20 protein-coding genes are annotated in these 22652 nt (G+C 40.0%); 14 read left to right on the top strand and 6 right to left on the bottom strand.

Annotated features, from left to right (window positions below; all coding sequences use genetic code 11):
* Window positions 1–41: 41 nt before the first annotated feature.
* A complete protein-coding gene (locus MTCD1_RS12500; RefSeq protein WP_057182018.1) occupies window positions 42–1136 on the bottom strand; it encodes a glycosyltransferase family 4 protein in 1095 nt (364 codons plus the stop codon).
* A 172-nt stretch (window positions 1137–1308) separates the two neighbouring features.
* Here MTCD1_RS12500 and lpxL point away from each other — a divergent pair, with 172 nt between their 5' ends.
* Together lpxL and MTCD1_RS12490 are read left to right on the top strand one after the other, a co-directional pair.
* On the top strand, window positions 1309–2229 hold the full coding sequence (gene lpxL / locus MTCD1_RS12495; protein ID WP_057182021.1) for an LpxL/LpxP family Kdo(2)-lipid IV(A) lauroyl/palmitoleoyl acyltransferase: 921 nt from the start codon (window positions 1309–1311) through the stop codon (window positions 2227–2229).
* 154 nt (window positions 2230–2383) lie between these two features.
* Window positions 2384–3082, top strand: coding sequence for a TcpQ domain-containing protein (locus tag MTCD1_RS12490; RefSeq protein ID WP_057182025.1), 699 nt, complete (start codon window positions 2384–2386; stop codon window positions 3080–3082).
* 13 nt (window positions 3083–3095) lie between these two features.
* On the opposite strand, the gene glnE is transcribed toward MTCD1_RS12490, so the two are convergent.
* The gene (gene glnE / locus MTCD1_RS12485; RefSeq protein WP_057182027.1) at window positions 3096–5954 is read right to left on the bottom strand and encodes a bifunctional [glutamate--ammonia ligase]-adenylyl-L-tyrosine phosphorylase/[glutamate--ammonia-ligase] adenylyltransferase; all 2859 of its coding nucleotides are present in this window, start codon (window positions 5952–5954) and stop codon (window positions 3096–3098) included.
* A gap of 138 nt (window positions 5955–6092) precedes the next feature.
* Between glnE and MTCD1_RS12480 the strand changes: the two genes are divergently transcribed.
* The 8 genes from MTCD1_RS12480 (at window position 6093) to MTCD1_RS12445 (ending at window position 12718) form a co-directional block, all read left to right on the top strand.
* Window positions 6093–7070 (top strand): hypothetical protein, encoded by a 978-nt coding sequence (locus MTCD1_RS12480; protein ID WP_057182137.1) that lies wholly within the window; start codon window positions 6093–6095, stop codon window positions 7068–7070.
* A gap of 42 nt (window positions 7071–7112) precedes the next feature.
* Entirely contained in the window at window positions 7113–8030 is a 918-nt protein-coding gene (locus MTCD1_RS12475) for a DUF350 domain-containing protein (RefSeq protein ID WP_057182030.1), read from the top strand.
* 112 nt (window positions 8031–8142) lie between these two features.
* Window positions 8143–9879 (top strand): polyamine aminopropyltransferase, encoded by a 1737-nt coding sequence (locus tag MTCD1_RS12470; protein WP_057182034.1) that lies wholly within the window; start codon window positions 8143–8145, stop codon window positions 9877–9879.
* Between the two features lie 154 nt (window positions 9880–10033).
* Window positions 10034–10447, top strand: a complete 414-nt coding sequence (locus MTCD1_RS12465) for a YjfI family protein (RefSeq protein ID WP_057182036.1) — start codon at window positions 10034–10036, stop codon at window positions 10445–10447.
* A 53-nt stretch (window positions 10448–10500) separates the two neighbouring features.
* Window positions 10501–11190 (top strand): PspA/IM30 family protein, encoded by a 690-nt coding sequence (locus MTCD1_RS12460; RefSeq protein ID WP_057182038.1) that lies wholly within the window; start codon window positions 10501–10503, stop codon window positions 11188–11190.
* Between the two features lie 135 nt (window positions 11191–11325).
* Window positions 11326–11967, top strand: a complete 642-nt coding sequence (locus MTCD1_RS12455) for a hypothetical protein (RefSeq protein WP_057182041.1) — start codon at window positions 11326–11328, stop codon at window positions 11965–11967.
* Between the two features lie 36 nt (window positions 11968–12003).
* On the top strand, window positions 12004–12342 hold the full coding sequence (locus tag MTCD1_RS12450) for a hypothetical protein (protein ID WP_057182044.1): 339 nt from the start codon (window positions 12004–12006) through the stop codon (window positions 12340–12342).
* Between the two features lie 118 nt (window positions 12343–12460).
* Window positions 12461–12718, top strand: coding sequence for an Lpp/OprI family alanine-zipper lipoprotein (locus MTCD1_RS12445; protein ID WP_057182046.1), 258 nt, complete (start codon window positions 12461–12463; stop codon window positions 12716–12718).
* Between the two features lie 90 nt (window positions 12719–12808).
* On the opposite strand, the gene MTCD1_RS12440 is transcribed toward MTCD1_RS12445, so the two are convergent.
* Both MTCD1_RS12440 and MTCD1_RS12435 read right to left on the bottom strand, forming a co-directional pair.
* Window positions 12809–13723, bottom strand: coding sequence for a L,D-transpeptidase family protein (locus MTCD1_RS12440; protein ID WP_057182048.1), 915 nt, complete (start codon window positions 13721–13723; stop codon window positions 12809–12811).
* 2 nt (window positions 13724–13725) lie between these two features.
* On the bottom strand, window positions 13726–15378 hold the full coding sequence (locus MTCD1_RS12435) for a CYTH domain-containing protein (RefSeq protein WP_057182050.1): 1653 nt from the start codon (window positions 15376–15378) through the stop codon (window positions 13726–13728).
* Window positions 15379–15681: 303 nt separating this feature from the next.
* Here MTCD1_RS12435 and MTCD1_RS12425 point away from each other — a divergent pair, with 303 nt between their 5' ends.
* On the top strand, window positions 15682–16287 hold the full coding sequence (locus tag MTCD1_RS12425) for a TIGR04211 family SH3 domain-containing protein (RefSeq protein WP_057182054.1): 606 nt from the start codon (window positions 15682–15684) through the stop codon (window positions 16285–16287).
* 80 nt (window positions 16288–16367) lie between these two features.
* Here MTCD1_RS12425 and MTCD1_RS12420 read toward each other — a convergent pair whose 3' ends face one another.
* Together MTCD1_RS12420 and MTCD1_RS12415 are read right to left on the bottom strand one after the other, a co-directional pair.
* Window positions 16368–17459 carry a glycosyltransferase gene (locus MTCD1_RS12420; protein WP_057182056.1) on the bottom strand — a complete coding sequence of 364 codons (1092 nt, stop codon included), beginning with the start codon at window positions 17457–17459 and terminating at the stop codon, window positions 16368–16370.
* 86 nt (window positions 17460–17545) lie between these two features.
* Entirely contained in the window at window positions 17546–18652 is a 1107-nt protein-coding gene (locus MTCD1_RS12415; RefSeq protein ID WP_157447816.1) for a glycosyltransferase family 9 protein, read from the bottom strand.
* A 194-nt stretch (window positions 18653–18846) separates the two neighbouring features.
* Between MTCD1_RS12415 and MTCD1_RS12410 the strand changes: the two genes are divergently transcribed.
* The 3 genes from MTCD1_RS12410 to wecB all read left to right on the top strand — a co-directional run bounded on the left by MTCD1_RS12410 (window position 18847) and on the right by wecB (window position 22586).
* Window positions 18847–20400: a capsule assembly Wzi family protein gene (locus tag MTCD1_RS12410; RefSeq protein WP_057182061.1), complete on the top strand. Its 1554-nt coding sequence runs from the start codon at window positions 18847–18849 to the stop codon at window positions 20398–20400.
* Between the two features lie 165 nt (window positions 20401–20565).
* The gene (locus tag MTCD1_RS12405; protein ID WP_057182063.1) at window positions 20566–21459 is read left to right on the top strand and encodes a glycosyltransferase family 2 protein; all 894 of its coding nucleotides are present in this window, start codon (window positions 20566–20568) and stop codon (window positions 21457–21459) included.
* A gap of 11 nt (window positions 21460–21470) precedes the next feature.
* Window positions 21471–22586 (top strand): non-hydrolyzing UDP-N-acetylglucosamine 2-epimerase, encoded by a 1116-nt coding sequence (gene wecB, locus MTCD1_RS12400; RefSeq protein WP_057182065.1) that lies wholly within the window; start codon window positions 21471–21473, stop codon window positions 22584–22586.
* The last annotated feature ends 66 nt before the right edge of the window (window positions 22587–22652 follow it).

Genomic DNA, 22652 nt, shown 5'->3' with positions numbered 1-22652 from the left:
GGCTTTTTTGTCTTTATTACCTTGCTAATGCCGAGTTAAGGTTACACCAGTGCTTTAAGGAATCTAGTCAGCTCTTTCGCTTCTCGTTCAACAGAATAATGTTGTTCAACACGTTGACGACCAGAGCGGCCCATTTGAGCAAGCTTAGTTTCATCACTCAGTAGCAAGGCCATTTTATCGGTCACTGCCACCAAATCATTTACCGGTACCACATAACCATCAATCCCTTGACGTATGACTTCTGGCCATGCGCCAGCTTCACTGGCAAGTACTGCTGCACCACTACTCATGGCTTCAAGAATAGTTAAACCAAAACCTTCACTTTCACTCAGGGCAACCACAAGTGATAAGCTGCTAAATATTTTGGGAATATCAGCGAAGTCCTGCTCGCCAACAAATACTATCCGTTCAGACAAGCCAGCTTTAGCAATGCTATCACGTAGCTCTTGGGCATATGTTTCATGTTTAGCGGCAATACCACCAACAATAACCGCAGTATAATCAGGATGGTCTTTTAATATTGCAATGCAGCTTTGCACAAAAAGGTGGACGCCTTTTTGTTTTCTCACGCGTCCAAGAATCGCAATACCGCGCTTACCTTTTGTTTGGTTGGGCGCTAATAAGTTAAGTGTTTGCCAAGCTTGTTGTTTATCCTTGCTCGCCACATAAGCACTGGTATTTACACCATGATAAATGACGGCACTGGGCGGTTTTTCTAAATAGCTGGCTGAGGCTTTACACATGGCAATAACCGCATCCATACGTCTTGTTAACCAGCAGGTAAAGCTAGCGCGTTTTCGCTGAGCTGCTGAGCTGAAAACCAACTTTATTTTGGCTCTAAAAAGGTATTTTAACACCACACCTTGAATCATCTCATCAACACGACGGGCATGAAAAATACGAAATTTACCATTGGCTAAAGGACGTTGACACATTTTGACTACTTGCCAAAAACTAATGGCTAAACTGGTATCAGTTAAGTTATTTCTTCCCATGATACGTAATGGCATCATATCCTTTTGGTAAGCGACCACTTGCAACATAGTTGAAGTAATGCCGGAAAAATTCCGTTTTGAATTGCCAATAATAAGCTCAATTTCGCTATTGCTTACCTCTTGGTTAACCACTGTTGTCATCAAAAACTCTCTAAATACCCATGATTAGTCTAATGACGCTATTCTACGGTAAAAGCCCGCTTAAGTACCGCTAAGTACTAAATAACTTCATTGCCCAAGACAAACTAACTTGCGTATAATCAAACATAGTTAAAATAAAGATCAAAAGAGAAATACATTGAGCAAAAATAACATGTTGCAACCTAACTTTAAGTTATCTTTTTTATTACCCAAATACTGGTTAACTTGGCTAGCTGTTTTTATCCTTTACAGCATCTCTTGGCTGCCGTTCAAATTACAACTCGCCATGGGGCGGGTTTTAGGTCGATTATTTTTTAACATTGCCTCAAAAAGAAAACATGTTGCCCTGACTAATTTACGACTATGTTTTCCGGAAAAAGACGAACAAGAACTGCAGCGTATTTTAAAAAAGAACTTTGAAAATACTGGTATCGCCTTATTTGAAACGGGTATGGGTTGGTGGTGGCCAAATTGGCGCATAGCAAGAAAAGTAAAAGTTATTGGTGCCCACCATATAACCTCGGCACAAGCACAAGGCAATGGTGTACTGGTCTTAGGCATGCATAACTTAAGCTTAGAAATGTGTGCTCGAGGTGCAGGAATAGACAATCCTTTAGTGGTATTTTATCGCCCCCATAACAACCCGTTAATGGAGTTTTTTCAGCACCGAGGTAGGGCACGGTCTAATAAATACATGTTAGGCAAGCGCGATGTTAGAGGCTTACTACGCGCACTGAATAATAAAGAGGCTTGTGCCTACCTACCCGATCAAGACTACGGCCGTAATAAAAGCCTGTTTGTGCCATTTTTTGCGGTAAAAGAAACGGCAACCACAACCGGTACCCTTATGTTTGCCCGTAAGAGAAACACTAAAACCATGATGATGATTCCGCGGAGAAATGCCGATGATAGTGGCTACACCGTTGAGATTTCACCGCTAGAAAACTTTCCAACCAAAAATGACCAACAAGACTTAATCACCATAAACCAAGCGCTAGAAAAAGCGATTATGGTTCAGCCCGAACAGTATATGTGGCTACATAGACGATTTAAGACCAGACCTAACCCAGAAGATGCCTCATTATATAACTAACTGTTTATTAATATTATTAATAAGCTAACGCCCCTTCTGCTATGAATGCCTTAAGGGGAAATATAGAGGACAGTTGTATAAACATTAAACTTTGCGTAAAGTAAGCTAACTTCACTATAATTAAAGTAATGAATACAAAGGTATTGATTAACCGATGAACTTTTGGCTGCGAAACATTATCTTAGGACTTTTCCTGACCGTACTGGCTTGGGGCTTTTTTGCCAACCAAGACTTTTTGCTGTCCATTGATGCCTCCTTAGGCAAGGTTGATGAAAGCACAATAACTGCCAAAGAAGCGACTGTCGCCGCTGTGTCCCAAGAGCCTGAAAGTAGCCCGACAAAGTACCAGCAAGGTAGGACTTCAACCAATGCCGCAGCGCTTGGCTTATCTAAGTTTTATGCCAATTTATACGGCGATATGGATGGCAAAGGCCCTAAAATCCGCAATAATATAGTTTACCTGCCCGAGCCAAAAGGTGACTTAACTAAATTATTGCAAGCTCGAGAAAAGCTGGTTCGCCCATATAAAAAGAATTGGCAGGGTAGTATTAAATCTCGTCCCTTTAGACGCGGTGAAACCTTAAATCGAAAACTTGCCGAATATTCTGACAAAGATGGTATCGATTTAATTTGGTGGTTAAACCGAGATTATGTGGTAAAAGACCCGTTTAGAATTGAAAAGAACATCTTAACAACTACCTTTCAGGTAGCTAAAGCCATTGAGGGTCACTTTGAATCAGGCCTTTCTGTTTTCTTTTGTCATCGCCAACGCGCTATTGTCGTTATTGAAAGTGCTCCCCAACCCTTTTTGGATGAGGAGTGTATTTTACTTGCCAGTGAAAAGCCTTATTAATCCTTGTTATACATTAATCAATTAAGCGTTTTTGCCAAATATCTACCATAGCACCTTGCCCAACTAGGTTTTCCCGAGGAACTAATGGCTCGGCATTTTGCATCGTTGCTTGATGCCCCAACGCCCTTAATTTTTGATACATATTACTCAGCTGCTGTTGTTCGGTTTTTGCCAACAAGCCTAATGTTAATAATATTTTAAATATGCCTAAATTATCACTAACAAGCATCAACTCACGGTATTTTTTAGCGTAGGCAAGCACAAAAAATTGGGCTATAAATTCAATATCGACCAGGCCGCCCCTGCCCTGCTTAATATCAAACTGTACATCGGTCGATTTATCCAGATGGCTGCGCATTTTTTCCCGCATGTTAGTAATATCGTTTTTTAGCTCAGTAAATGCTCTTGGCTTTGATAAAACATCTTGTCGAATAGCGATAAATTGTTGCTGAAGATCATCATTACCAAAAATCATTCGCGCTCTTACTAGGGCTTGATGTTCCCAAGTCCAAGCATCTTCATCTTGATATTGGGCAAAGGTCGTTAGATGTACCACCAGCACCCCTGAATTACCCGACGGCCTTAAGCGCATATCCAACTCATATAATATGCCGCTATTCATACGGGTATTAAAAAGATGCATGATGCGTTGTGCTAATTTCATATAAAATTGGCTTGCTGGTACCGATTTACTGCCGTCTGCCCTGCCACTGGTGACTTCATCAGGGTTACTATGATGAACAAAAACTAAATCCAGGTCTGAGCTATAGCCGAGCTCTACGCCACCGGTTTTGCCATAAGCAATAACGCCAAAGCCTTTGCCCTTAGCACCATCTAAGCAGGTGGTCGGTTCACCAAAACGTTCACTGATCTGTTGCCAAGCAAGGTTTATCACCTCGGCTATAATAGCCTCGGCTAAAGCGGTTAAATGTTCGCTAATTTGAGCCACAGGTAATACATCAGCAATTTCAGCCGCAGCAATACGTAATTGTTGTGATTGCTTAAATTGACGTAAAGACTCCATTTGCGCTTCAAGGTCTTCCTCTGGGATACGTAGCATGCGTTCGCGCAACTCTACTGCATAAGCACCAAGCTGTGGCGGGTTATGCAGTAACTCGGGATCAATAAGCTCATCCAGTAATATCGGGTATTTGGCAATATAATCTGTCACCCAACTACTTGCTTGGCATAAGTGAATCAGTTGCTTTAGAGCGCCGTCATTTTCAAAAAGTAATTCCAAATAAGCAGTACGTGTCACTATTTTACTAAAAACTTGCAATACTCGCGCTAATACCTGCTCGGCCTCGTTTTTCTTTTGCAGTCGACATAAAAGTAACGGGATTAACTTATCTAAAACCTGTCGGCCACGAGTACCTAAACTGCGCTTACCGATATCCTCGCGAAAATGGTGTAATACTTGCCAAATTTTATCACTTTGCCACTCAAGACCTTCTTGTTCCAACCAAGCAATAGACTCTTCATCACTCCAGCGGCTATGCCAAAGTGTCACCCAATGTTCATCGGGCGCTTGATGATTAGGACTATCAAAGCCAATCAGTTGCTCAAATTCTTGATGAACACCCTCCATATGCTTAGCTAAAATGATTAAGAAATCAGCCCAATTAGCAAGGCGAAGTACGGCTAATAACCGCTGTTGATCTAGTTCATTATCCGGTAAAGTTTGTGTTTGTTTATCGGCTATTGCTTGAATAATATTTTCTACTCGCCGTAAAAAACGATAAGCCTGTTCGAGTACTTGTTTACTGCTAGCATTTATTTCCCCTGACTGCACCAGTTTCGGTAGCACAGTGAGCAAACTGCGTTGCTGTAATTCCTTTACTCTTCCGCCACGAATTAGTTGAAAAACTTGCACGATAAATTCAATTTCGCGAATGCCGCCCGCCCCTAATTTAATATTATTGATTAGCTGCTTGCGACGAACTTCTTGGGCAATCATCATTTTCATGCGGCGCAAACTGTCTATAACACTAAAATCAATATAGCGACGATAGACAAAGGGCCTGAGCATGCTTGATAATTGTTGATGATATTTAGACTGACCAATAAGTCGGGCCTTTAACATGGCGTAACGCTCCCAATCACGCCCTTGCTCTTGGTAGTAATCTTCCATGGCGTTAAACGTCAATACCAGCGGGCCACTATCGCCAAAAGGGCGTAAGCGCATGTCCACGCGGTAGACAAAACCATCACAAGTGACCTGATGTAATGAAGCAATGAGCTTTTGCGCTAAGCGAGTGAAAAATTGCTGGTTATCGATACTGCGACGACAACCCTGGGTGACACCACATTCAGGGTAAGTAAAAATAAGGTCGATATCAGAGGAGAAATTTAGCTCTTTGCCACCAAGTTTACCCATACCATAAACCAGTAAAATCTGCTGTTCGCCCTGCTCATTAGTAGGTTTGCCCCACTTTTTCTGACAAAAATCACTGAGCCAAGCTAAGCTCGCTAAGATAAGTTCGTCGGCTAGCGATGACAGTCTCGCTAACGAGGTATCTAAACTAATATTAAAAACCAAGTCATCAATGGCTATCTTGACCATTTTCTGTAAACGAAAGCGTCTCAGTATTCGGTGTAGTTGCACCTCATCAATACAGTCGGCTAATTGTTCAAGCAAAAGCTTTTTATAGTCAGGTAGTATTTCTTTACTGGCTGATTTAAACAACTCAATAACAAGCTCAGGGGCTTGTAAAGCACTGGCAAGAATATAGTCACTTAAGGTTATCGCTTGTTTAAAAGCGCTAAGTTGCTCTGTGCTTAACTCGTCACATACGTTACTGTGTTGTTCAACAAAGTGTTGCCAACTTGTTGTTTGTTGTTGCATTAACAGAGCAGAAAAGGATAAGGTCACAAGAATTCCTATATAAGCAGCGTTGCCTATAGACATAATATGTCGTTAATGGTATTAATTGACACTTGCCTATGATTTGTCGCTAAAATTAATTAACTATTTCGATAACATAGCATTTTTGAGGAGATGATGGCAGAAATGCACTTACTAAAAACACCTTTTTTATTGCTCTTGATCATAATTACCAGCCTTAGCCTTTTTGGTTGTGGCGACCCTGTGAAAGCGCAAATTGAACAACAACTACCTATCACCGAACAAAGAGTATCTCAATTAGGTGATGCCTTAAGTAATGGTCACATTCGTAATGCCAACTTAATCAACCAATATGCTAATAAAGTCATGGTTAATAAAGCCAGTTTAGCGCCATTAATTAACGAGTTTCGCAAAGATGCTTCTATCGACGGCCCTATGTATAAGGCACTTTTAGATAGAGTGAATACAGCCAAGACGCAACCACAAATGTTTGACTCTTCGCAAGCGCTTTATAATGAATTGCTTAATATTTACCAAGCAGCAGATCCTGTGCTTTTCTCTGACGCCCTCAGTGATCCGCTCAATGTTTTGGCCGATATGTCAGATGGCCAGTTACCTCGCATTAATTCGCTATCAAAAGCACAAAGCCAACGCGCCAATAATGCCCAAGATTTTGGCACTGGCGAGCAATTAATTGGTAACCCTAGTTATGGCAACTGGCAAACCGGCAGTAATGGTATGTCCTTTTGGGCTTGGTATGGCATGTATTCAATGGTCGGCAATATATTTGGCGGCCGCACTTATTATAACGATTGGGGTAGAAATCGTAATTATAGTTATTACAATGACTATGGTAGAACACGCTACAGCTCACCTGGGCAATTAAAAAAACAAACGGCCCTCGATACTCGCACCAAGAAATCCTTTAGTCGTCGCGGACAAAAATTCACCAGCCCTTACAGTAAGAACCGCGTTGGCTCTTCTAGTTTATCAAGCCAGAGTAAAACCGCACAAAACAGTGCCAACCGCTTTCGCACTAATGCTGTTAAGAAAAGTAGTTATGCCAGCAAGTCGAAAAGTAAAAACTCAAGTTTTAGAAATTCAAGAACCAACACCTCACGCGGCTTTAGACGCGGGAAATAGTGAATAAGTCATGAATCAAAAAAGAATAGGAACAGCAAAATTATGAACACATTCATCGAGCTCGTTGGTGTTAGCTTTAATAATATTAGCCCAGATTTATTTATTTATTTAGCCATCGACGTTTCCATTGCCATCTTGTTATTAGGCGCTATGCGCTTCCTTTTAGGGGTTAGCGCGAAGGTAAATAGTACCGAAGAATTAGCCAAAGAAGACAATTTCGCCTTTGGTGTCAGTGTTGCGGGTAGTGTATTAGCCCTTGGTATTGTCCTTACTGGCGCTATTACCGGGGAAGCGGCAAGTAGCTATGCTATGGAAGCCATCGGCATGTTGGCATACGGCGGCTATGGCTTAATACTGATAAAAGTGGGCCGTATTATCCATGATAAAGTGGCGTTACAACATATAGATAAAAATGCCTTAATTCTTGAAAAAAACCTCAGTATCGGCATTATTGACGCCGCTGGCGCCATCGCTACCGCCATCATTATTCGCTCGGTCTTACTCTGGGTTGATGGCTTAGACCTAAGTACTTTTATTGCCATTACCAGCGGCTTTATTGTCGCACAAACCATGTTAGTTATGGTCACCCGACTTAGGGAGAAGCAATACGCGAAAAACAACCAAGAAGATTGTTTACAAGAAGCCTTAAGTAATGGTCAGGTTGCCCTAGCAATTCGTTATAGTGGCCAAGTGATCAGCACAGCATTAGCGGTAACCGCGGCCAGTCATTTTCTTATCTATAGCCCAGAAACCTTAGTAGTTAATTTACTTGGTTGGTTAGTATTTGGCGTAGTAATGACCCTACTGGTGGCACTACTTACCGCTATAGCTAAACATATTGTCCTTTGGGGCATTGATTTAGTTGAAGAAGTTGATCAACAACATAATATCGGTGTTGCCAGCATTGAGATGGCGACCAGTATTGCTATAGCGTTAATTTTAACAGCATTAATGGCATAACGAACAAAAAAATACCGCCAGCTTTACTACGCAAAGTTGGCGGTAACAATTAACACTACGCACATCACACGTTAATTAATTCCTTCCTTAAGAATAACTAATACTAACCACTATGTCACAAAGCTCTTTACCTCAAAACCCTTTACCTCAAGACTCTTTACCTCAAGGAAAGTCCCACCTACTCGACGATACCCTACTTATTTTAACCATGGCGGTGTTAGCTGGTTGTGGCCTTATTTATGAGTATTTACTTTCTCATTATGCCGGCCGAGTATTAGGCGTTATGGAAAGCACTATCTATACCATGATCGGCTTAATGATCGTTTCTATGGGGCTTGGTGCATTTGCGGCACGTAAAGTCCGCTGTGCTTTTAATGGCTTTGTCTGGCTTGAACTCATTATTGCCTTACTAGGTAGTTGCGCTATTTTAGTCATTGGCGGCTTAATTGCTATTACGCAAATATTTCCAGAGCTTATTGCCGACATGTTATCTCTGCCACCCGATATGAAACCTCAAGGTGGCATTTTTAAACAATTGAGTTGGCTTGCCTTTAATAGTCCTTATTTCTTTGGCATGCTGCTGGGCTTTTTTATTGGTATGGAGATCCCCCTAATTGCCCGTATTCGTGAGCAGATCCATCAGCAACATCTGGCCAATAACTTAGGCACTATTTATGGCGCAGATTACGTTGGAGCTGGTATTGGCGCAGCTATCTGGGTGATCTTTTTACTGAGTATTGATATCAGTAAGGCCGCAGCAATAACCGCTAGCCTAAACCTTATTGCCGGTGGTTTTTTTATTCTGCGCTATTGGCGGCGATTGCATTGGCGTAAAACCTTTGTGGCTTTACATTGCCTATTGGCTTTGGTGATTATTTTAATGTTCAACTATGGTAATCAATGGCTCAATCAAATGAATAGTTTGCTCTACCTGGATAAGGTGGTGCATACCGATAAAACTCGCTTCCAACAGTTAACCTTTACTGAGCGCCATATGGGGCTTGAGCAAGATAATATTATCAATTTTTACCTAAATGGCCGCTTACAGTTTTCTTCAATTGATGAACATATCTATCATGATTATCTCGTTGCGCCAGTGATGGCGGCATCCGCACGAAACGAAAATATTCTCATCATAGGTGGCGGTGACGGTTTAGCCTTAAGAGATGTGTTAAAATACCAACCAAAATCAGTGACCTTAATCGATTTAGACAGTGAGCTAATTGATATTTTCCAACAGCCAGAGCAGCATGTAAATCCACGTTTAGCTCGGCAAATATTGCAGTTAAACCAAAAAAGTTTACAAGATAAACGTGTCACTATTTATCGTGCTGATGCTTTTATTGCTATCAATAAATTAATAAAAGACCGACAGGTCTTTGATGCCATCATTGTTGATTTACCCGACCCAAGCCACCCAGACCTAAATAAACTCTATTCGGTTAATTTCTACGCTCGGCTTAATTTATTGCTGGCTGGCGATGGTTTAATCGCTATCCAATCAACCAGCCCCTATCATGCTAAAGACTCTTTCATTGCTATTGGTAAGACCGTGGCTGCGGCTAAGTTTGTCCATGTTCAGCAATATCATGACAATGTGCCCAGCTTTGGTGAGTGGGGTTGGACCATAGCCGCAAAAAATGGTGCTAGCCCATTAACCCGATTAAACAAACTAAAGCAGCTACCAATTAACCATCAATGGTTAAATTTAGCTATATTAAAAGCGGCTTTTATTTTCCCTAATAATTTCTACCAAAACAAAGCAGATATTGGCATTAATATATTGGGTAGCCATACCATTTATCAGTTACATCAAAAGGCTTGGCAAGATCAACAAGGCTTAAATTAACCTTTAAAGCCAGATGATGACTAACGAATAATACCAAACAGTAACAATTACTTTATAAAATACCTTGACATAATATGTCAAGATGTTAAATTTAACCCAGACGACATAATATGTCATCTGGCTTTTTCACTAAAGAAGGAAGGATAGGAAATACATGAATATTCATACTATAGCCGATCACTTAAACAGCTTGGCAGATAATTCAGATACCGGCATGAGCTTTGATTGCCAACCCATATCTGGCGAAGTTGACGTTCTGCAAATTAGTATCTTAGGCCGAGAAGAATTACCTATTTTTGTTTCGGTAACCGAAGATCAAATTATTTGCATTTGTTACTTATGGGGCCTTGATGAAGTTAAACCTGAATCTGTTAATGCTATGCATGAGAGCATGTTAGAAATGAATATCCCTATGCCCTTGACATCATTTTCAAAAATTGGTGATAAATATGTAGTTTTTGGTGCTTTATCTATCAAGTCAAATTTTATTGATGTTGAACATGAGTTAGCGGTATTAAGTAATAATGCCGTAGAAGTTATTGATGATATGAGTGAATACTTGCTTTAGTTAAAAATAAAACAAATCACCTTTAATCATTCCCCCCTAGTTAGGAGTTAATAATGAGTATATTTAAAAAAATTATGACCGCAATTCGCGGCGGTGCATCAGAAGCCGGTGAAGCAATTATCGATGCCAATGCTACCCGTATATTTGAACAAGAAATACGTGATGCCGAAAATCACCTCACCAAAGCAAAACGTGATCTAACCGGTGTTATGGCGGAACAAATGTCAGCAAAACGTGAAGTTGACCGCTTAGGCCGTGAAGTGACTGAACATGAAGGTTATGTAGCACAAGCGCTTGAAAAAGGTGATGAAACATTAGCCCTAGCGGTGGCAGAAAAAATCGCTAACTTAGAAACTACTTTAGCTGATCAACAACAAGCCCACGATAGCTTTAGTGGTAGTGCTGATCGCTTGAAAGACTTAGTTAAGAAAAGTGAACGCCAAGTTGCTGAACATAAACGCCAACTTTCTATGGTTAAAACCACTGAAAGTGTACAAAGAGCGACCGCAGCCATTACCGATAACTTTTCATCAAGCAATTCCAAGTTATTAAGTGCTAAAGATTCTCTAGAGCGCATTAAAGCGAAGCAACAAAAATTCGATGATAGAATGAAGGCTGCTGAACTACTAGAATCTGAAGACTCGGATAGTTCGTTACAAGCACAATTAAAAGCTGCTGGCATTGGTGCACAAGATAAAAGTGCTAATTCAGTCTTAGAGCGTTTGAAAGCTAAGAAAAAATAATGTTAAGCGTTAGCTGACGGTAATGAGTTAACCGTGCGCTTAACGCTTTTACATAATAAACAATAGCCAATGGGCACTATTATTTATCGCTACTTAAAGCTTTAGGTGGGTGTCCATTCTACGTTAGGTCTGCAGATGAGTTTTTTTAAAAAAATATTTAACAAATCAAAAAATGAGCCAAGAAAACTAACAGAAGTTAATCAGTTACTTGTTGGCGATATTATTGCTTTAACGGACAGCTTTGCTTTACCCGAATCATTACGTGGGCAAGAGTTGCAAGTGAAAGCCGTTAATAGCTATGAGTTTGAAGACAAGGTACAAACCGAATGGGCTTTGATTGGTACTAACGATCTAGAGATATTTTTATCACTGGCAGTTGATGATATTACTGAGCTTAAATTATCGTTAAAGATTCATCATGATGATGTCGAAACTCTCTTTGATTTAGAGCGTTTTGCGGAAATTTTTGATGAACCAGGCCAAGCTTTTTTAGATAGAAAAGCCGATAACGAGCTCACCACAATGTGGAGTAGTGAACAATATCAACAAAGTGTTTTTGCCAAGGTGGGCTATTTTCATCGTAAAGATCATCGCAGTGAAGACTTGTCAGCCTATGAAGGCAAAGACAGTGGTGAGCAATTCGAATTATATAGCCTCTATAATGAAGATCAAAGCAAGGGTGTTGATGTGGAAGTCTGGCAAGATGGTGATACCGAAGTGTGCTTAACTTTATTTAGACCGCTCAGTGATATAGTGGATATGTACCCGGCAAGTTAAGCGGAAAGTTAATCTAAACGTTAAGCGGAAAGTACTATGGCGAGAAAAATACCCGATAAATGGCAGTCATCAGTTAAAGCGATAAAAGCGGTGCAAGTCGCTTTTGATATGGAAGAAAAAATTCAACTATCTATCCGTAAGGAAGCGCTTGATGCAGGTTTAAGTCCGTCTGAACAAATTCGTGATATCTTGGGTTTACCGATAAATAAAAGACCTAAGCGCCCACGTCTCACGGTAAGTCTATCCCCAAGTGACTATCAAATTCTTGCAGAAAAATATCAACTAAGCGCTGAAGACCAGCTGGGAATAAAGAAGAAACTGATGGATGATTTAGTCAGTCATATTAATTCCAACTATTCAGGCGAAAATGAATAGTAAGTTCAAGCTCTAATAGTAACATTCACTCTAAAGATGTAACTGCTTTGTTAGAGCTTTCTTTTGTGCCATACTGCAACGAACAGGGAAAAATAATAACTTCACTTGGGATATCATTATGTTAAAAAAAATCACTGCTATTTCTTTAGCCTTAACACTAACGGCTTGTGCAAACACTGAGGCACTTGATGCCAACATTAGCTCACTAACCAGTAAAGTTGCTGCCTTATCAGCCCAAGTTGCCGACTTAGAGGTACAACAGCAATCAATGGCAAGCGATGCTAAAGCCGCTAAATCTGCTGCTGAGCAAGCAGCAAGTGATGCTAAAGCCGCTAACGAACGAATTGATAATGTTGTTGCTTCATATAAGAAGTAATAACAAACATTAGCTTAATAAATAATAAAAAAGCACCTTAACGTTACTGTAACTAACGTTAAGGTGCTTTTTATTGGCACTATTTTACCGTTATTTAGCTAGTTCAACCACTAAACCATGGGGTTTTTCGATGATGGGGAGTAATTGCTGCCAGTACTCACGTGTACTGCCAACAAATCGATGCATTGCCTTGGTTAAAATGACATTATTTTTTGTTACGTCGAGGTCGGTTAACGGTTGATGTATTTCTATTAATTGCTTTTCACCATTTTCATAAGACATTTTTACTGGTTGGTTAATCACCCTCACTTTAGTATTCAATGGTACGTTATCAAAAAGCCATTTAATATCATCATCATACATTCTAATACAACCTGAGCTTGCCCGCATACCTATGCCAAATCGCTGGTTGGAACCATGAATTAGGTATTCGCTGGTGCCTAAGCGTAAGGCATATTTACCAAAAGGGTTATTAGGCCCGGCGGGGACTTCTTTAGCTAAATATTTACCATGTTCGGCAAAGTGACGTTCCTGCATTGCTTGTGTAGGTCGCCAGATAGGATCTTTTCTCTTTTCGCCAATAACAGTACTCGTTAATGGTGTTGATAAGCCCTGCCTACCTATGCCCACGGGAAATACATGTACTTTATTTTCTTGCGGTGAAAAATAATACAAGCGTAATTCCGGTAAATTGATCACGATACCTTGACGAGTAATAAAGGGTAATAACATTTCACTAGGAATAACGAGCTGCGCACCAATTTTAAGTAAAAATGGGTCGTGCTGCGGATTAGCCGCCAGTAAGGCTAAAAAGCCGACATTATATTGCTCGGCCAGTTGCTGGAAATAATCACCTTTGACCACAGTGTGCATGGTGTTTTTACCAATAAGGCGCTTGTTGACACTGCCCAGATCATAAACGGTTGCCATTAACGGCTGAGTAAATAGCAGTAAAATAGTAAGGCTTAGGGAAATATAAGGTGATTTTTTATTTTTTACCATCATGTCTATGGCCAATATGGTTGCATTGTTAAGGCTTTAGCGCGAGATTGATCTAGTGCAGTAATTAAATTTTCACTCTTGTTTGTTAACCAAGCCAGTAATTTTATCTCTGGCTTAGGCAACTGGACTAATTGTTGCTGTAATAACTGCAAAGATTGTAATTCGCTAATACCCTGCTTAATATCAAGCCAAGGCATACTGAATCTTTTAACCATATTACTCTGTGGCTCAGCGAATAAGCAACTAAACCAACTTGTGGTTAATAGTGAACGAATCAACAAGCTGTGCGCGGTTAAATATAACTCGGTAGATGAAAGCTGTTGTGGTTTTTGTAATTTAGCTAGCTCATCAGTTAGCAACTTAGTGCTATTGCTTAAGTGTTTAGCGGCAAACTCAAATAATGACACTGACTGTTGAGTTTTAACCATCTTAGCCGCCTTACTTTCAAGTAATAAAGACAATAAGTCTAATTGCAAATTATTAAAGCGTTCGCTATGCAAGAGCGCCAATACTTGCGCCTCATCTGGGTAACGCTGTTGAGCCAATTGTAATTTAGTTATCAATTCTTGGTTTACCGACGCGGCCTTTTGAGATGAACTTTGCTTGTTAGTTAAGGCTTGAATATAACGGGCATTATCGACCCAGTGAATGGTGCGAATAAAATAACTTAGTTCACTGCGGAGTGCTTGCGGAGCAAGCGATAAATGCTCACCCGGCAATTTTTCATCTGCTGATTTCTGCTCGGTAAAGAGCTCATTAAAAAGCCAAAACCCTTGTCTAAGTAGAGCAAGTAATTCACTTATTTTACCCAATTTAGTCAGTGATGGCGCATCAACATAGCTATCCACACCGAGTTGTAACTGAGTGAGAGCATACTCTATGCCTTGATTAAAGGCACTATCTAGGCTGCTATCTTGTGAAAAATCGATCATCGTCAGTGCGATTGGCTCAACAATAGTGTCATCCATAACAGCGTTATTTTCAAGATTAGGGCCAGCGGAAATACTCTCATGATATAAGGCATAACCACGAGCTGCTTTGGTTAACTGCCCGGGTCGTAGCGCTAATTGACTAAATAACAGCTTAGTTAAGACAAATAGTGCCTGAGTATCGCCACTCACCAACTCTAACTCGATTTCATAAATACGTGGTTTATTAGCATGACCCTGACAAGCAATCTCACCACAATCAAGGGCAATTTCCACGATGGCATGCTCTAAAGTAACCAACCAAGTATAACGGGTAAAGTGAGTTGAAAAAAGTTCCATAACCTCTTGCTGTAATTGCTTAATATCTGAGTCTGGCCGCCAAAGTTTCGCGGGAAATAAGGCAAGAATAGGTTTACCATCCTCAATATCAACATTGTATTCAGGCCTTTGATGTAGACCGGCAATGACAGAGCCTGATGTTTTGATTGTTTGTTCAAAACGTTGTTCTTTACCCTGACATTTAGTGCCTCGGGTACGTAAGGCTATTTTTTGTTGGCGTAGTGTCAAACTCGGGGTGTCGAAATAGTGATTGCTTAACTGCATATCTTGCTGGACAAAGACTAGGTTATGCTCAGCGAGTAATTGGCATATAGTGGCTTTTATCTGCTTTACTGGTGCCAGCTCATTATTTTCGAGCAAGGAGTATTTTAATTCTATTTCGGTAACCATTATCATCCAATTAAGTATTTAGCTATAACTTAACCAGCATACCGTTAGTGCATCAATATGCCAATAGCGAGTTTGCCTTAATGATTATAAAGCCAGAGAAGATAGCAACCATCCTACCAGGAGTTCATCGTTATTTTATCGTCTGGTTATTAAACTTACTTATTAACTTGCCAATAAAAAATCAAAGCTGCTTAAGGTTTGAGCTGTTATTTGCGCATAATGAAATCATTCTTAGCTTGCCATCAAAGCGGCAAACACATAATATCTTGTCTTACTTGATTTAATTACTACATTGGTTTCTCTATGAATAACGTTATTAACGTCATAGCAGTTATTGCTATCACTTTATCTAGCTTGCTTTTTTCATCTGCTCAGGCGGCAGAAAACAATTACAAGCTGGGCTATATCTCTGATGAATTATTCATATATATGCATGCAGGCCCTGGCACCAATTATAGAATTTTAGGCACTATTATCGCCGGTGCCAAAATCGAAATTACCGGCGCTGAAGATAATGGTTATAGTGAAATTATAGATAATAAGAATCGCGCTACCTGGGTGGAAAGTAAATATATAACTACACAAGCAGGACTTCGCTTTGTGGTAACTGAGCTCAAGGAAAAAATAGCTACTAGCAGTGACTTCACCAGCCAACTTGATGGTGCAGTAAATGAACTAAAAAACAAAGTAAACCTATTAACTAATGATAAGAAAAAACTTTCCGCAGAGCTTAAGCAGTTAACACAGACATTGACAAAAACACGCACAAAGATTAAAGATCAAGATACTAATATTAAAAAGCAATGGTTCTTCAATGGCGCATTGGTATTAGGCATAGGTTTGATTTTAGGTTTGATTTTACCAAAACTATTCACTCGCCGCCGTGGCGCTATGGATAATTGGTCATAACAGTTTTTTATTAATACTTAGAGCTGACTACCTTAGTGATTAATTCGCTAAGATAGTCGCTGTTAATCAACAATTGCTATTTACTCTGCTAGGCTTAAATATTGTCGAGCAATTTGACTTGCACTAACCTTAGTCAAAATGTCAGCAGCGCTTAAATCAAGCTCACTATTTAATACCTTATTGATTGCTGCTGCTAGTGCTTTAGGATCTCGCCTAGGCACTAAATAATCACTTAACTGCCCGGTTAATATTTCATCTGGTCCATGTTGGCAGGCTGTACTGACCACTTTAGTACCAACAGCAATAGCCTCTAATAACACATTACCAAAGCCCTCATAATCCGAGCTAAGTACCAAGGCTTGGGCATGTTTTATCCAGTTGTAAGCATTCGCTTGAAAGCCAGGTAAAATAATACGCTCAGCTACGCCATACTTCACCGCCAGCTTAAGCGCCTTCTCGGGCTTATTACATAATAAAACTAATTTAACGTCTTTACTAACGAGAGCAAAGGCGGCAAATAAAATGTCATGACGCTTTTGTTTAGCTAAGCGGCCAACATGAATAATGTAGGCTTCCTTGGGTATAGCGCTATCGGCGATTAATGCTTTTTGCTGAATATCTTTAATATCAAACGGGTTATAAATAGTCGTTATAGTTTTAGGGTAGATGACTAGCCCTTGAGATATTTCCTGCTCTATGCCCTTGGACACCGTAATTAAATGTTGGTCAGAAAGATTTTTTTTAGATTTAAGTAAGTACCAATAAGCGAAAGGACCTAATTTTTTTTGTCGCTGCAGTTCTTCCTCAACACTATTATGAATAATATAATAGACTGAGCAAATACAGCTGTTGACGAGTAAGTTATTACTACGTTCTAAATTAGATAACACTAGATCAAAAGGCTTACCTTGTTGCTGTTCACGGCCACTAAACCAGGCTTCGAGTTTGATTATACTGGCTTTTATCTGCCAAAATCTGTCTACTTTTGAGGCTTTATGGTCAAACAAATAACAAACATTAATGCCATTAGGGATGGTATAATCGCAGCGATTACTTAATGATAAAATGGTGACGCTATGGCCTTGGCTAACCATTTCGGTGGCTAAACTAATCATCACCCGTTCTGCGCCACCGCCCGTTAGTCCATCTATTACTATGGCAATATTTTTCATTTAATTATCATCCTGAACATTCATTTTGTAACACTTTTTGCTGAGTCTTTTGCTAATTACTGCTGTGCTGAACATCACTTGCATTATCAATGCGTAAATAACGCCGCGATATCATCGACAATTATATCTAACGCCTTTACTGGCGCAAGTTGTGCCATATTACCGAGCAGGGTTTGACGCTGTTTTTTTTCAATGAGTCGCTGTGCTTGTTGCACTAAGCTAGCTGGGGTTGCTTCAGCCACAAGTACTAATTGTTTATGCTGACATAACTTTAACCGCGCTGGCTGATCCGGCGATATCGGTGCCGCGACACAGGCTTTATGCAAGGCAATACATTGCAACAAGGTATCACCGGCACTGATAACACAAGCTTGCGCGTTTACTATCAAGGAGATAAAGTCCTTATTATTAATACTTTTCAGACAAATGATATCGTCATCTTCTGGCAGCTCTTTAGGATAGTTATCACCAAAAATAACCAGGCATTTAATTTCACTTTGCCGAGAAAAAGCCAGCGCTGCTTGATAATAGATATCTGCAGCAAGTTCCCCTGCCACTAGGTGCCCGCCAGAGCCGGCATTAAAAATAAAATATTGCTCTTTAACAAAACCATATCGTGCCAGTAACTGGTTTTGATAATCGACACTGCTCACTTCAAAAACCGGGCCTATGTTCTTAGGGGCAGGTTTATTAAACAAATTTAGCTTAGCGCGTTGCCAATAACTTATCGGTTTTATACAAAAGTCAGGTTGTGCTACCCAGTGAATATCGGTATTGAATAAGCGGTTTAATTTCAAACCACGACTGCGTTTTTTATCATGCTGAGAGATAAAGGCGACTTTTGCGCCAACCGCTTGTGCTTGTTTAAATTGCTTAGCTCGTCCTGAAGCATCAAATAGCACTAAATCAGGCTTAATATTAGTAATAATAGTGTTAACTCTTGTTACATCTTTGGTAGGAGAACCCTGACAAGCATGAACGATATAAGGACAATCGTTAAAATAGGCAACTTGCTCATTTAAAATAAAATGGATATTAATATTAGGCCAGCGCAACTGCAGTGCCTGAGCAATAATCATTGAGCGCATGTATTCACCTATACCCGAAGGTGAAGAGACAGGAATAAATAATACGCAGTTAGGCTTCATGAAAACATCAGACATAGAGTGAATAGGTGGAATAAAAACAAACATAATACCTGAAAAGTGTGCCTACTCTAATAGCAATTGCGACTTTTTTGTTACTTGCTTTAAACAGTGGATGAGTTCACTGGTCAACACTGCTACAATCGGCAAAATTTTTACTATCGCTGTCTTTTGATATTCTGGTGGTAGTTTTTTATTATTCATTATTATTGTTAGTGTACTGCACTCTTTAGGACGTTTTCATGTTGTTAAAGCCTAGCTTGGCCTTTATTTCCTTATTTTTCTTAAATGCGAGCTTTGCCGCACCTTGGGTAGAGCCAGATGATCTCGCTTTAAGAAATGATATTCAACTACTTGCTGATATCGGCTTGATTACCGCACCGGTAACGACCTATCCGCTGATGTGGAATGCCATTAAAGATGACATTCTGTCGGCTAATACCGCCTTACTGACTGATGAAGAAATTCAAGCCCTTGCTCATGTACGCTATAACTATAAATATGCTTCAGGTAAACAAAACATCACCAAGAAAACTATTTACTTAGCCAGCAGTCAAAATCGCTTTACCAGTTATGGTAACGATCATTTTGACCAAGGTAATATCGAGCTTTCCAATGAATTTGTTGTCGGCAACCTAGCGGGTAAAATACAAGTTAATTACCGCCTTGGCTTAGATGATAATCCAGAGCTAAATCAAGGCAGTGATGCCAATCTTGACGGTAGTTATCTTGCCTATAAGTTAGGTAACTGGGTATTAACTGCCGGTGCTATAGAGCGCTGGTGGGGCCCTGGCATTGATACTAATTTGATTATGACGACAAATTCAAGAGCACTGCCCGCAATGGCTATCACCCGCGATAACTCTGACGCGTTCAAAACCCCTTGGCTCAGCTGGATTGGCCCCTGGACACTTACCGCACAAATGGCGCAATTAGAAGCAAGCCGCTACGTTGCTGATACCATGATGTGGAGCACGCGCGCGACCATTCGCCCACTGCGCGGTTTAGAAATGGGTTTTTCTTGGTCATTGCAGTGGGCCGGTGAAGGTCAACCTAGTTCAATCGGCGATTTTTTGAAAGCAATCACTGGTGGTCAAGAATGTGCTAACGGCAAGCCGACTTGTGATCCAAGTATGCTTTCACAATTAGGTAATCATCTAGCTGGCTATGACATTCGCTGGTCGGATACCATATTTGATTTACCTTACGCGCTATATTTACAAACCATAGGTGAAGATGGCTCACCTAATTTTGGCTTAATCACCGATAAAGCCGATATGTACGGTATTGAGACTCGCTTTACCCTATTTAATCAGCGCATCATGGCCAACTTAGAATATACCGATACGCAGGTGGCTTGTAACCGTTCAGGTCCAAGCCCTGAGCTTAATTGCTTTTATGAACATAATACTTATAAATCAGGCTATCGATATTATCATCGCACTATCGGCTCAACTTATGATAATGATGCGCAAACTCTTGTTGCTACTTTTCTAATCCAAACAAAAGCAGGCAATAGCTGGCAATTGAAATTTAGAAAAGCGCAACTAAATACTGACAATAGTGACTGGTATCCTGATGATATAAACATGGGTAACACCGTATCTCAAGTTGCTGAAGACGTATTACAATTTGATGGTCAATATAAATTTATCGCCCTCGATTCACGTTTTACCCTTGGAGTAATAGTAAGCAATTCTAAATTTGCTAATAATGAAGACAGTCTTAGCAGTGAAAGCAGTTATGAAGATGGCACCGAATTTGATGCCTATATAAAATGGGAATACCGATTTTAATCCCTGACAGTAACTTATTACAGACTATCTGATTAGCTGGCTAGCAATGGTAACTTAATATATCTTGGCTAAGTAAATAATAGTTAACGGCTAATTTCAAAAAATATAAATGATGATATACTCCATCATTCGATACGTATGAATAACTAAGAAGCCAATAAGCTAATGAAGACCACAACTACTTATGCACCTCGCTGGTATAACACTTATGCCATTCACTTATTCCGCTTAGTTATCACTAGAATTTTACCTGTTTCTTGGTTTAGGACGGCAATTCCTGCAGCTAAAGATCGTAAAGCTGTTGATGGTTTTTTCACGTTAGAGATTGTTAGTCATTGCTGGGGCTATTCAAATATGCTCACTTACCAGCTGAGCTCTTTTGTCAATTACCCACCAACTAAGTGCGCTTTAACGGTTACCGTCTTTTACGCTGTCGAGGATACTAAAAGCCAAGCAGTCTTAGATTTCTTCAATAAGCAAACAGTTAAGAATGTCACTTGGAATTTCCAAGTGCTATCAAAAGGGAAATTATTTCGACGCGGCATTGGCCGAAATATGGCAGCACGAACCACTAGTGCCGACTGGCTATGGTTTACTGATTGCGACATTATTTTTCATGAAAACTGTTTAGATTCCTTAGCTGAGCAACTACAAGGAAAGCAAGAAAGCTTGTACTACCCTCAGCAAGAACGAACCACAGAAATGTTAGCACAAGACGATCCTATGTTGCGCCAAGATAGCGAACCGCAACTAGTAGATATCGATGCTGATGGTTTTAGTTTACATTCTCGCGATAAAGCCAAAGGCGCGTTTCAAATTGTCCATGGTGATGTTGCTCGCGCTATTGGTTATTGCGAAAAGTTAAAAATGTTTCAAACAGAAGATGACCGTTGGCGTAAAACCTATGAAGATACCGCTTTTAAGTGGTTAATTTCCAGTGAAGGCATCCCACTAGATATCGATGGCGTCTTTCAAATCCGTCACATCCAAAAAGGTCGTTATGCCAAAGACTCTAATATTTCGAGAGTTCGCAGTAAGATTAGACGTTTGCAAGAGTAGGGTTGACGATAATGAAAGTATTAACTGTATTTGGAACTCGACCTGAAGCGATAAAAATGGCACCACTTGTTCATGCACTTGCTGATGACCCACGCTTTGAGTCTAAAGTTTGTGTTACTGCTCAGCACAGAGAAATGTTAGATCAAGTACTCGAACTATTCAAAATAACGCCAGATTTTGATTTAGACCTAATGAAGGCAGGACAAACCTTAAATGATGTTACTGCGGGTATTTTATTAAATCTAAAACCGGTTTTAACCGAATTCAAACCGGATATTGTGCTAGTACATGGTGATACAGCAACTACTTTTGCGGCCACTTTATCCGCTTACTATGAACAAATAGCTGTAGGGCATGTCGAAGCAGGTTTACGTACTCAGAATATCTATTCGCCGTGGCCAGAAGAAGGAAATCGTAAGTTAACAAGCGCTTTAGCAAAATTCCACTTTGCCCCAACTGAAACATCTAAAGAAAATTTACTAATAGAAAACCATGCTGAAGAAAGTATCATTGTTACCGGCAATACTGTTATTGATGCCCTATTAATGGTTCAAGAGCAAATAACACAAGATAGTAAATTAAAAGCAAGTTTAGCGGCTAAATTCACCATGCTTGATAAATCTAAAAAACTTATATTAGTAACAGGACATCGACGTGAAAGTTTTGGCCGTGGTTTTGAAAATATTTGCCAAGCCTTAGCCTTAACGGCAAAGCGATACCCTGAAGCACAAATACTTTATCCTATGCATTTAAATCCAAATGTTAGAGAGCCAGTAAAGCGCTTATTACGAGGTATAGATAATATATTCTTAATCGAACCACAAGAATATTTACCTTTCATTTACTTAATGACCCAAGCTTATATTATCTTAACTGACTCTGGTGGTATTCAAGAAGAAGCGCCTTCCTTAGGCAAGCCAGTACTCGTGATGAGAAATACCACTGAGCGTCCTGAGGCTGTAGCAGCAGGCACAGTTAAATTAGTCGGTACTGATGTTAAGACCATTACTGACAACATAGCTGAGTTAATGGATAACGAACAAACATACAAAAGTATGAGCATTGCCCATAATCCCTACGGGGATGGTAAAGCTTGTCAGAAAATTTTAGATGCCTTGTACAAATAACAAATGTATAAATCATAAACAAATAAAGGCCTAGTTCAGCAGCTAAGTCGAGACTTTTATTGGGTA

It is taken from the genome of Colwellia marinimaniae, from assembly GCF_002207865.1.
GTDB lineage: Bacteria > Pseudomonadota > Gammaproteobacteria > Enterobacterales > Alteromonadaceae > Colwellia > Colwellia marinimaniae.
This window is presented reverse-complemented; position numbering and strand designations above follow the sequence as displayed.